11 protein-coding genes are annotated in these 11554 nt (G+C 34.6%); 9 read left to right on the top strand and 2 right to left on the bottom strand.

Features of this window, described 5'->3' with window-relative positions:
- Positions 1-92: 92 nt before the first annotated feature.
- Both tsaE and porX read right to left on the bottom strand, forming a co-directional pair.
- Positions 93-500, bottom strand: coding sequence for a tRNA (adenosine(37)-N6)-threonylcarbamoyltransferase complex ATPase subunit type 1 TsaE (tsaE, locus tag ACFQ0I_RS10860; protein WP_379942177.1), 408 nt, complete (start codon positions 498-500; stop codon positions 93-95).
- 90 nt (positions 501-590) lie between these two features.
- Positions 591-2144 carry a T9SS response regulator signal transducer PorX gene (gene porX / locus ACFQ0I_RS10855; RefSeq protein WP_379942175.1) on the bottom strand — a complete coding sequence of 518 codons (1554 nt, stop codon included), beginning with the start codon at positions 2142-2144 and terminating at the stop codon, positions 591-593.
- A 103-nt stretch (positions 2145-2247) separates the two neighbouring features.
- Here porX and ACFQ0I_RS10850 point away from each other — a divergent pair, with 103 nt between their 5' ends.
- The 9 genes from ACFQ0I_RS10850 (at position 2248) to fabG (ending at position 11532) form a co-directional block, all read left to right on the top strand.
- Positions 2248-3468 carry an HD domain-containing protein gene (locus ACFQ0I_RS10850; protein ID WP_379942173.1) on the top strand — a complete coding sequence of 407 codons (1221 nt, stop codon included), beginning with the start codon at positions 2248-2250 and terminating at the stop codon, positions 3466-3468.
- Positions 3469-3613: 145 nt separating this feature from the next.
- Positions 3614-4636, top strand: a complete 1023-nt coding sequence (gene lpxD / locus ACFQ0I_RS10845) for a UDP-3-O-(3-hydroxymyristoyl)glucosamine N-acyltransferase (RefSeq protein ID WP_379942171.1) — start codon at positions 3614-3616, stop codon at positions 4634-4636.
- On the top strand, positions 4627-6033 hold the full coding sequence (locus ACFQ0I_RS10840; protein WP_379942169.1) for a bifunctional UDP-3-O-[3-hydroxymyristoyl] N-acetylglucosamine deacetylase/3-hydroxyacyl-ACP dehydratase: 1407 nt from the start codon (positions 4627-4629) through the stop codon (positions 6031-6033). Before lpxD ends, ACFQ0I_RS10840 begins: the two co-directional genes overlap by 10 nt.
- 48 nt (positions 6034-6081) lie before the next feature.
- Positions 6082-6867 carry an acyl-ACP--UDP-N-acetylglucosamine O-acyltransferase gene (gene lpxA / locus ACFQ0I_RS10835; RefSeq protein ID WP_379942167.1) on the top strand — a complete coding sequence of 262 codons (786 nt, stop codon included), beginning with the start codon at positions 6082-6084 and terminating at the stop codon, positions 6865-6867.
- Positions 6868-6901: 34 nt separating this feature from the next.
- Complete coding sequence (locus ACFQ0I_RS10830; protein ID WP_379942166.1) at positions 6902-8041, top strand: hypothetical protein; 1140 nt, start codon at positions 6902-6904, stop codon at positions 8039-8041.
- A gap of 14 nt (positions 8042-8055) precedes the next feature.
- Positions 8056-8622 (top strand): elongation factor P, encoded by a 567-nt coding sequence (gene efp / locus ACFQ0I_RS10825; protein ID WP_379942164.1) that lies wholly within the window; start codon positions 8056-8058, stop codon positions 8620-8622.
- Positions 8623-8703: 81 nt separating this feature from the next.
- Positions 8704-9642 carry a UDP-3-O-(3-hydroxymyristoyl)glucosamine N-acyltransferase gene (locus tag ACFQ0I_RS10820; RefSeq protein WP_379942162.1) on the top strand — a complete coding sequence of 313 codons (939 nt, stop codon included), beginning with the start codon at positions 8704-8706 and terminating at the stop codon, positions 9640-9642.
- Positions 9643-9716: 74 nt separating this feature from the next.
- Positions 9717-10589 carry a succinate--CoA ligase subunit alpha gene (sucD, locus tag ACFQ0I_RS10815; RefSeq protein WP_379942161.1) on the top strand — a complete coding sequence of 291 codons (873 nt, stop codon included), beginning with the start codon at positions 9717-9719 and terminating at the stop codon, positions 10587-10589.
- Between the two features lie 196 nt (positions 10590-10785).
- Positions 10786-11532, top strand: coding sequence for a 3-oxoacyl-[acyl-carrier-protein] reductase (gene fabG, locus ACFQ0I_RS10810; protein WP_379942159.1), 747 nt, complete (start codon positions 10786-10788; stop codon positions 11530-11532).
- Positions 11533-11554: the final 22 nt, after the last annotated feature.

Raw genomic sequence — 11554 nt, 5'->3', positions numbered from 1 at the left:
ATTTTGCGCTGTGGGTTTCCCGTAATACTTCAAAATATAGCGTATTTAATCTGGTTAGTTCATGCAAATCTTATCTTTTTCTTATTTATTTTTTACTCTTTTACTACTATTTTTCTTTGTTCTTGAGCGATGGCTGTTATGTTAATTTTATCAATTGCATCGGTTAAAATAGACTCTATTTGTTCGGGCCATTCGATAAAAACATAATGCTTAGAATCTAAATAATCTTCAATACCAAAATTGTAAGCCTCCTCTAAATTTTTAATCCGGTATAAATCGAAATGATACATTTTATCATTTTTCAATTCATATTCATTCACAATTGAAAAGGTTGGGCTACTTCCCTTATCTTGTCCTCCTAATTCTTTAACAATGGCTTTTATTAAAGTGGTTTTTCCAACACCCATACCGCCATAAAATAACCAGGTTTTCGTTTTTAAATTTTTAATAAGTTGTTGAGCAACTTCTTCAATTTGCGCTAGGTTATAAACTATTTCCAACTATTCCTAATTTTAATACAATGTTACAATTATATTTTTAAAAAAACTAATAAAAAGTGTATTTTGTCGATGTTTTTGGTATTACATAGATTATTTTGGATTGAAAACTACAAACGGAATAATCATTTCTTCCAAAGAAACACCGCCATGTTGATAGGTATTTCTAAAATAACTTACGTAGTGGTTGTAGTTATTTGGGTACGCAAAAAACAAATCGCCTTTGGCAAAAATATAAGAGCTACTCATATTAATAGCCGGTAAATGAACTTCTTTGGGATCTTTAAAAACCAACACTTCTTTACTTTCGTAGGTTAAACTTCTCCCAGTTTTATAGCGCAAATTTAAACTAGTATCTCTATCGCCAATAACTTTTGAAGGATTTTTTACATTTATCGTTCCGTGGTCGGTTGTTAAAATAAGTTTAAACCCTAACTGTTGCGCCATTTGAATCATTTCTAAAAGTGGTGAGTTTTTAAACCAACTTAAAGCTAACGAGCGATACGCTTTATCGTTCGACGCCAGTTCTTTTACCACTTCCATCTCTGTTTTTGCATGCGACAACATATCTACAAAATTGTAAACTACCACAGTTAAGTCGTTATTTTTAAGCGATTTGAAGTTTTCTACTAACTTTTTGCCAGCGCGCAAATTCGTTATTTTATGAAACTCGTGCTTTATATGTGTTAAGCCTAAACGTTTTATTTGCGTGTTTAGAAAATCTTCTTCGTGTAAATTTTTTCCACCTTCATCAGTGTCGTTTTTCCAATATTGCGGAAATAATTTTTCCATATCGCTGGGCATTAAGCCAGAGAAAATCGCATTTCTGGCATATTGTGTCGCCGTTGGTAAGATGCTGTAAAAGGCGTCTTCTTTGTCCTTTTTATAGTAATTGTTTATGATAGGCTCAAAAACTTTCCATTGGTCGTAACGTAAATTATCAATCACCACTAATAAGGTAGGCTGGTCTTTACTGAGTTCGGGCACCACTTTTTCTTTAAAAAGGGTGTGCGACATGATGGGTGCATCAGATTTATGATGAAACCAATCGCTATAATTCTTCTCGATATATTTGGCAAACTGAATATTGGCTTCTGTTTTTTGAGATTCCAGAATTTCAAACATGCCTGCATCTTCGATATCTTCAAGCTGAATTTCCCAATAAATTAATTTCTGATATAAACTTGCCCAATCTTCATAAGAATTTACCATAGCTAAATCCATAGCAATTTTTCGAAACTCCTGTTGGTAATTAGATGTGGTTTTTTCTGAAACCAATCTGGAGTGGTCTAAATTCTTTTTTAAGCTTAGCAGTATTTGATTGGGGTTGACTGGTTTTATCAAATAATCGGCTATCTTATTACCAATAGCTTCTTCCATGATGTATTCTTCCTCACTTTTAGTAATCATTACCACTGGAAGATTGTCTTGTTTCTCTTTAATTTCATTTAAAGTTTCGAGACCTGTAAGTCCCGGCATGTTTTCGTCTAAAAAAACAATGTCGAAATTTTTACTTTCTAATACTTCAATGGCTTCGGTGCCACTTTTGCAAGTAGTAACTTGGTAATTACGTTGTTCTAAAAATAGTATATGAGGTTTTAATAAATCAATTTCATCATCTACCCAAAGTATTTGTATTTTATTCATGTAATTATTTTTAATAACAATTCGTGCTAATTTGTATTTAATATTCTGGTATATAGATACCATATATTTATATTTGTATCTATTAAACCTTAACTTTTAAAGTTTGAACAAACTTAAGATATTAAACGACCCAATTTACGGATTTATTACGATTCCTAATTCACTCATATTCGATTTAATACAGCACAAGTATTTCCAAAGACTGCGAAGAATTACCCAAATGGGCTTATCGTATCTGGTATATCCGGGGGCGCATCACACCCGGTTTCATCATGCCATAGGCTGTGTTCATTTAATGCAAAAAACGGTTAATGTGCTGCGTTTTAAAGGGGTTAGCATTAGTAAGGAAGAAGAAACAGGGTTGTATGCTGCTATTTTATTGCATGATATTGGCCATGGTCCGTTTTCTCACGCCATGGAACATAGTATTGTAAATGGTGTGTCGCATGAGCGTTTATCGCTGCTGTTCATGGAGCGGTTAAACGACGAATTTAACGGAAGTTTAACGTTGGCGATTGAAATATTTAAAGGCGAATACCCCAGAAAATTTATGTGCCAGCTTATTTCGGGACAGTTTGATATGGATCGTGCCGACTATTTAAAACGTGATAGTTTTTATACCGGTGTTGCCGAAGGAAATATTAATAGCGAACGCCTAATAACCATGCTTAATGTAGTAGATGATGAATTGGTGGTTGAGGAAAAAGGGATTTATAGTGTTGAGAAATTTATAATTGCCCGACGTTTTATGTACTGGCAGGTATATTTGCATAAAACAGGATTAGCAGCCGAACAATTATTAATTAGAACCTTGCAACGTGCTAAAGAACTGCAGCATAAAGGGCACAAACTAGAGGCGAGTAAACCTTTAATGTATTTTTTACAAAACAAAATAACGCTTGCTAATTTTAATGATGACACGCTCAATATTTTTGCGGCTTTAGATGATTTTGATATTATTTCGGCCATGAAACATTGGCAACATGACACTGATTTTGTGTTAAGCCATTTAAGTACTATGATTATTAACCGGAACTTGCTAACCATTAAAATAAAAAATAAGCCCATAAAAAATGAAGATTTAGACTTGCATATTGATAGTTTGATGCGTACTTATGGTATTTCTAAAACAGAAGCACAATACTTTGTTTTTAAAGGCAGTATTTCTAATCAGGCCTATCAGCATAATCATAAAGGCATTAACATTTTACACAAATCTGGCAAAATTGAAGATATCGTAAAGGCTTGCGATCAGCTTAATTTAAAAGCTTTGTCTAAAGCTGTAACTAAATATTATATTTGTTATCCGAAACTAAAATCGTAATTTTCACCATATTATTGGCATTATAAGCGTTATAAAAAAGGAGTAAAACTCTAATGATGACATTAAAAACCAAGACATGAAAAACTTTAGTACATTTTTCCTATTTTTGCCAAATCTAACTTAAACGAACATCAAATATTAAAGTGTGAAATTTACAGCACAACAAATAGCGGGAATATTAGAAGGAGATGTGGTTGGAAATCCGGATGTTGAAGTATCCAAACTTTCCAAAATAGAAGAAGGGTTTAAAGGTTCCTTAACATTTTTAGCAAACCCGAAATACAAGCATTTTATATACAATACAAAAGCATCTATTACCATTGTAAACAAGTCTTTTGTCCCTGAGAACAAAATTGAAACGACGCTTATTAAGGTAGACGATGCGTATCTGGCGTTTTCAAAAATATTAGAATATTACAACTCGATTAAACTGAATAAAGAAGGCATAGAACAACCTTCGTTTATTTCTGAATCTGCACAATACGGTGATAATGTTTATATAGGTGCATTTTCCTACTTAGGAGATAATGTTTCTATAGGCAACAATGTTAAAATATTTCCAAACACCTATTTAGGAGATAATACCATAATTGGCGATAATACCATTGTTTTTTCGGGAGCAAAAATTTATTCCGATACCATAATTGGTCGTAACTGCGTAATAAATTCGGGCGTGGTAATAGGTGCCGATGGGTTTGGTTTTGCACCAAGCGACAATGGTAGTTATCATAAAATTCCTCAAATAGGAAATGTTATTATAGAAGATTATGTAGATATCGGAGCGGCAACCACGATAGATCGGGCTACTTTAGGTTCTACAATCATTAGAGAAGGTGTAAAATTAGATAATCATATACAGATTGCGCACAATGTAGAAATAGGCAGAAACACTGTAATCGCAGCGCAAACAGGTGTTGCGGGCTCTTCTAAAATTGGTAAAAATTGTCAAATAGGTGGTCAGGTAGGCATTGCAGGTCATATTACGCTTGGTGATAATGTGCGCATTCAGGCCCAATCTGGTATTGCCAGAAACGTAAAAGATAACGAAATTTTACAAGGATCGCCCGCCATTGCTTTAACCGATTATAATAAATCCTACGTTCATTTTAAGAACTTACCAAAGATTGTTAGAAATATAAATGATTTAGAAAAAAATAAATGGGAATAGTAAACACTGAAATAAAGCAAAAAACCATAGGGAAAGAAATTTCTTTAACGGGTGTTGGTTTACATACAGGAAAGAATGTAACCTTAACGTTTAAACCTGCAACCGCTAACAGCGGATTAGCTTTTAAGCGTAAAGATTTAGAAGGTATGCCAGTTATTGAAGCCGATGCTACGTATGTGACAAACACGCAACGCGGCACTTGTTTAGAAAAAAACGGTGTAACTATTCAAACATCTGAGCACGTGCTTGCTGCATTAGTAGGATTAGATGTTGACAATGCCATTATTGAGTTAAACGCTTCCGAACCTCCAATCATGGATGGATCGTCTAAATTTTTTGTTGAAGCCATAGAACAAGCTGGTGTTGTAGAATTAGATGCTTTTAGAGAAGAGTATGTTGTTACCGATATTGTTTCTTATACCGATGAAGAATCAGGTAGCGAAATTTTAGTGATGCCATCTAAAGAATACCAGATTACCACCATGGTGGATTTTGGTACCAAAGTTTTAGGAACACAGAATGCGACTTTAAATCAGATATCCGATTTTAAAGATCAGATTTCCAATGCACGAACCTTTAGCTTTTTGCATGAAATAGAAATGCTTTTACAGCACGGTTTAATTAAAGGAGGCGACTTAAATAACGCTATTGTATACGTAGATAAGCCTTTATCGGCCGAAACCATGGAAAAGCTTAAAGTGGCTTTTAAAAAGGATTCTATCGCGGTGAAACCTAATGGTATATTAGACAACTTAACGCTGCATTATCCTAATGAGGCAGCACGACATAAGTTGCTAGATGTATTGGGCGATTTAGCTTTAGTTGGTACCCGCATACGAGGTAAAATTATAGCTAATAAACCAGGGCATTTTGTAAACACGCAATTTGCTAAAAAATTATCGAAACTTATAAAAAATGAACGTCGCAATAATGTACCTAATATCGATTTGAATCAGCCACCACTAATGGATGTGAATCAAATTATGGCCATGTTACCTCACAGACAACCATTTTTAATGATTGATAAGGTATTTGAACTCACCGATAGTTATGTTACAGCCATGAAAAACGTGACTATGAATGAATCGTTTTTTGCTGGTCATTTCCCTGGTGCACCTGTAATGCCTGGTGTTTTAATAGTAGAAGCGATGGCACAAACGGGTGGCATTTTAGTATTAAATACCGTTCCAGATCCCGAAAATTACCTTACTTTTTTCATGAAAATGGATAATGTAAAGTTCAAGCAAAAGGTGGTTCCGGGTGATACCTTAATTTTTAAATGCTCGTTAATTACGCCTATTCGACGCGGTATTTGCCATATGCAGGGGTATGCCTACGCTAATGGAAAACTTTGCGCAGAAGCAGAGCTTATGGCTCAAATTTCTAAAGTAAAATAATTATAAACAGGAATAATCCATTTCTGCTTAATTTAAAAAAACAACTAAATGAATCAACCTCTTGCATACGTTCATCCTGGTGCTAAAATTGCAAAAAATGTTGTAATAGAGCCGTTTACAACTATTTATAATAACGTAACCATTGGAGAAGGAACTTGGATTGGAAGTAATGTTACCATTATGGAAGGTGCTCGTATTGGTAAAAATTGTAATATATTTCCAGGTTCTGTAATTTCTGCAGTGCCTCAAGATTTAAAATATAACGACGAAGAAACGACGGTAGAAATTGGAGACAACGTTACCATTAGAGAGTGCGTTACCATCAACCGAGGTACGGCCGATAGAATGAAAACCGTTATTGGTAATAATTGTTTAATTATGGCGTATTGCCATGTGGCGCACGACTGTATTGTTGGGAATAATTGCATATTTTCTAACAATAGTACGCTAGCCGGACATATCACTATTGGCGATTATGTAGTATTAGCGGGTATGACTGCGGTGCATCAATTTGTTTCTGTTGGTAACCATGCGTTTGTTACTGGAGGGTCTCTAGTGAGGAAAGATGTACCACCATTTGTAAAAGCAGCAAGAGAACCATTATCGTATGTCGGGATTAATTCGGTTGGATTAAGACGTCGTGGTTATTCTACCGAGAAAATAAGAGAAATTCAGAATATCTACAGAATCCTTTATCAAAAAAACTACAACAACACGCAGGCAGCCGAAATTATTGAAGCAGAAATGGAAGCAACTCCAGAGCGTGATGAAATCCTTCAGTTTATAAAAGACTCCCAACGCGGTATTATGAAGGGTTATTTCAAATCAAACTAGATTATTACGTTTCATTTGTTATTGTAAAAAAAAAATGAGGCTATCTTTTGTTTTAGTATTTTTTCTAAGCTACGGTATTAAAGTTTCAGCTCAAAATGTTGTTTATTTTCCTCAAGTGTTTTTTGATAAAAAAGATGCTGAAAACAAATTAGCTATAGGCAAGTCAACAATTAAAGGTGTTGCATTTACCAGAGAGGATAGAGCTTCTATACAATCACAAAAGCATTTAGCCAATAATACGCTAGTTTTTTTATTTCCCATGACAGATTACATGGAAGAATGGTTAAAACTATACAAATCTAAAGGAGACATTCCTAATGTTAATGTAGTAATGACTGAAGAATCTTTTAAGTATCATTTAGAAACTTTGACAGATGCTTATGGTAACTTTACCTTCACTAAACTAAAACCGGGAAAATATTATATACTATGTGATATCGATTTTGTAGGAACAGCATCATATTCCGTAGAAACAGGTCGAACAAATTATTACAATGGTTATGGCTATTATATGGGTTCAACTCCAATTTATCAAAACTATTTTTATAATTACAATGCCAAAAACAGGGAAAGTAAGATTGTAGATATTACGTCTGATGGGCAATTACACGAAATTAAATTGAAGCCACAGTTGTTTGAAAATTATGCTAAAATTGCTAATAAATTTATTTCAACAACAAAATGTTATCAAAAAAATAATCTTCAATTTGGGGAATGTTCGGAATTTTACGAAAACGGACAACTACGTACCGTTGCAAATTGGGAAAATGGCATGTTAGACGGAGTAGTAAAATATTATTATGAAAACGGAAATATTCAAGCGGAAGGAAAAAATAAAAAGGATTTTAAAATTGGGGATTGGAAATATTATAGCGCAGATACCAATGGTCTTTTAACTACCGAAGAATATTATGTTTATAAGGATAAAAAATCGGTTAAAGAAGGTGCTTTTAAATATTATTATACTTCTGGAAAGCTAAAAATGATTAATAATTATATAAATGATTTATTGCAAGGAACTAGTTTTGAATATTACGAATCGGGTAAAATAAAAACTAAATTTGACTTTAAAGATTCTCTTTACGATGGAAAAACCTATTTTTACGATGAAAATGGGATTTTAACCGAAACGGTTACCTATAAATTAGGAAAAGAAATAAGTAGTAAAAAATAAAAATAAATTATAAAATGGCAACTACAAGCGATATTAGAAACGGATTATGTATTAGATATAACAACGATATATATAAAATTATAGAATTTTTACATGTAAAACCTGGTAAAGGACCTGCCTTTGTTAGAACCAAAATGAAAAGTGTTACCAACGGAAAAGTGTTAGATAATACCTTTTCTGCTGGACATAAATTGGAAGATGTGCGCGTTGAAACACATAAATTTCAATTTTTATATAATGATGGCGAGTATTATCATTTTATGAATACCGAAGATTACACACAGATTCAGTTAAGAGAAACGGCTTTAGATAATCCTGGTTTAATGAAAGAAGGGGAGGTAGTTACTGTAATTATTAATGCCGAAGATAATATGCCACTATCTGTCGAAATGCCAGCGAGTGTTATTTTGGAGGTAACAGCAACCGAGCCAGGTGTTAAAGGAAATACAGCTACTAATGCTACCAAACCAGCAACTGTTGAAACAGGTGCGATTGTAAATGTACCTTTATTTATAAATGAAGGTGATAAAATTAGGGTGGAAACGGATAAAGGAACTTATAAAGAACGTGTAAAAGAGTAAATAAGTTTATAGATTATGGGGTTTTTGGTTAAGCAGATGCTCCAATAAACTCATAAACTCATAAACAAATAAACATCACAAATGAAGTTTCCTAACCCACATACCTTAAAGCAAATCGCGGCATTAGTTGAATGCGATTTTGTTGGCGACGCTAATTTTCCTGTCATGGGCATGAATGAGATTCATGTTGTAGAACCTGGCGATATTGTGTTTGTCGATCATCCTAAATATTACGATAAAGCATTAAATTCGGCAGCAACCGTTATTTTAATCAATAAAGAAGTCGATTGCCCTAAAGGAAAAGCACTGCTTGTTAGCGATGATCCTTTTAGAGATTTTAATAAACTAACCGATTATTTCAAACCATTTAAAGTAGCAACCAGCAGTATTTCTGATTCCGCCATTATTGGGGCAAATTCTGTGGTACAACCCAATAGTTTTATTGGGCACAATGTTGTAATTGGCGAAAATTGTGTTATTCATTCTAACGTAAGTATTTATGATGACGCCGTAATTGGAAACAATGTGACCATACACTCTGGAACGGTGTTAGGAGCTAATGCATTTTATTACAAAAAACGACCAGAAGGATTCGACCGCTTAAAGTCTTGCGGCCGTGTGGTTATTGAAGATAACGTGGATATTGGTGCTAATTGCACTATAGATAGGGGTGTTACAGGCGATACGCTAATAAAAGAAGGCTCTAAATTGGATAATTTAATTCAAATTGGTCATGATACGGTTATTGGGAAAAGATGTTTAATCGCATCGCAAGTCGGTATAGCCGGCTGTGTGGTGGTAGAAGACGAAGTTACCTTTTGGGGTCAAGTGGGTTGTACCAGTGGCGTAACTATTGGAACGAAAGCAGTATTACATGCACAAGCGGGCATTAGTAAATCGCTCGAAGGTCATAAAACGTATTGGGGCATTCCAGCACAAGAAGCTAGGTCGGTTATGAAAGAAATGGCCAATATCAAGCAAATACCTGACATATTAGAGTATATTAAATCGAAAAAATAATCGTAAAATTGCAAATAAAAGTATTTTTAAAACAAGTACTTTTGCATAGCTTTATCTAAATAAAAAATATAACCATGAGTGTTTTAGTAAACAAAAATTCAAAAATTATTGTTCAAGGATTTACAGGTAGTGAAGGAACCTTTCACGCGAGTCAAATGATTGAATATGGTACGAATGTAGTTGGTGGCGTTACACCGGGTAAAGGTGGTCAGATGCATTTAGACCGTCCTGTATTCGATACTGTAAAAGATGCAGTAGATAAAGTAGGCGCAGACACCAGTATTATTTTTGTGCCACCAGCCTTTGCTGCTGATGCTATTATGGAAGCTGCCGATGCTGGTATTAAAGTGATTATTACCATTACTGAAGGCATTCCTGTTGCCGATATGATTACGGCATCAAATTATATAAAATCTAAAAATTGCCGTTTAGTCGGTCCTAACTGCCCAGGTGTAATTACGCCAGGTGAAGCTAAAGTTGGTATTATGCCAGGTTTTGTTTTCAAAAAAGGAAACGTAGGGATTGTTTCTAAATCAGGAACTTTAACTTATGAAGCGGCAGATCAAGTTGTAAAACAAGGTTTGGGTATTACAACGGCCATAGGAATTGGTGGTGACCCTATTATTGGGACAACTACCAAAGAAGCTGTAGAATTGCTAATTAATGACCCGGAGACCAAAGTTGTGGTGATGATTGGCGAAATTGGTGGGCAACTAGAAGCAGATGCTGCAAACTGGTACAAAGCGAGTGGAAGTAAAAAACCAATTGTGGGCTTTATCGCAGGAGAAACTGCTCCAGCGGGACGTACTATGGGCCATGCAGGTGCTATTGTAGGTGGTAGTGATGATACGGCGCAGGCTAAAAAGAAAATTATGAGAGCCTGTGGTATCCATGTGGTAGATTCTCCAGCTGAAATAGGTAAAAAAGTAAAAGAAGTTTTAAAATAAAAACTAACTATAGTTAAACAGACCTCGCAAGAATTTGTGGGGTTTTTTTATTTGAAACAACATGTAATTACTATATTTGAATATCAACTAATTTATATAAAAACAAATGAAACATCCATTACTAAAATTATAATCAAATAAAAATTGATTATGAGGATGTTGCAGGTGACCATTTAATAACAATAAAGAAATACACATGAAATTAATAGAAGGAAAAACAGCTATTATTACAGGAGCTAGTCGCGGAATAGGCAGAGGTATCGCACAAGTATTTGCAGCACAAGGTGCAAATATTGCCTTTACATACAGCAGTTCTGTAGAGGCCGCAAACGAGCTTGAAAAAGAATTAAATGCACAAGGTATTAAGGCTAAAGGCTATAAAAGTAACGCCGCTAGTTTTGATGAAGCTCAAAAATTGGCAGATGATGTGGTAGCGGAGTTTGGAAGTATTGATGTATTGGTTAACAATGCCGGAATTACCAAAGATAACTTGCTCATGCGTATTACCGAAGAGGATTTTGATACCGTAATAGAGGTTAATTTAAAATCTGTTTTCAATATGACCAAAGCGGTTCAAAAAACCATGCTAAAACAACGTAAAGGCTCTATTATTAATATGAGTTCTGTTGTTGGAGTAAAAGGAAATGCAGGACAAACCAATTATGCCGCTTCAAAAGCAGGTATTATTGGGTTTTCAAAATCAGTGGCATTAGAATTAGGGTCAAGAAATATACGTAGTAACGTAGTTGCTCCAGGTTTTATTGAAACCGAAATGACTGCTAAATTAGATGAAGAAGTGGTAAAAGGCTGGCGTGCAGGCATTCCTTTAAAACGTGGTGGAACTCCAGAAGATGTTGCCAATGTATGTGTGTTTTTAGCAAGTGACATGAGTGCGTATGTTACAGGACAAACACTAAATGTTGATGGCGGCATGCTAACCTAATTGTTATTCCTTCGCAGGAGGG

Source organism: Mariniflexile aquimaris (assembly GCF_042676825.1).
Lineage (GTDB): Bacteria > Bacteroidota > Bacteroidia > Flavobacteriales > Flavobacteriaceae > Mariniflexile > Mariniflexile aquimaris.
This window is presented reverse-complemented; position numbering and strand designations above follow the sequence as displayed.

What these genes read in the sequence shown, in the direction of transcription:
- fabG (WP_379942159.1), top strand. Translation starts at nt 10,786, where the DNA reads ATGAAATTAATAGAAGGAAAAACAGCTATTATTACAGGAGCTAGTCGC.
- ACFQ0I_RS10830 (WP_379942166.1), top strand. Translation starts at nt 6,902, where the DNA reads ATGAGGCTATCTTTTGTTTTAGTATTTTTTCTAAGCTACGGTATTAAA.
- sucD (WP_379942161.1), top strand. Translation starts at nt 9,717, where the DNA reads ATGAGTGTTTTAGTAAACAAAAATTCAAAAATTATTGTTCAAGGATTT.
- efp (WP_379942164.1), top strand. Translation starts at nt 8,056, where the DNA reads ATGGCAACTACAAGCGATATTAGAAACGGATTATGTATTAGATATAAC.
- ACFQ0I_RS10820 (WP_379942162.1), top strand. Translation starts at nt 8,704, where the DNA reads ATGAAGTTTCCTAACCCACATACCTTAAAGCAAATCGCGGCATTAGTT.
- porX (WP_379942175.1), bottom strand. Translation starts at nt 2,144, where the DNA reads ATGAATAAAATACAAATACTTTGGGTAGATGATGAAATTGATTTATTA.
- lpxA (WP_379942167.1), top strand. Translation starts at nt 6,082, where the DNA reads ATGAATCAACCTCTTGCATACGTTCATCCTGGTGCTAAAATTGCAAAA.
- ACFQ0I_RS10840 (WP_379942169.1), top strand. Translation starts at nt 4,627, where the DNA reads ATGGGAATAGTAAACACTGAAATAAAGCAAAAAACCATAGGGAAAGAA.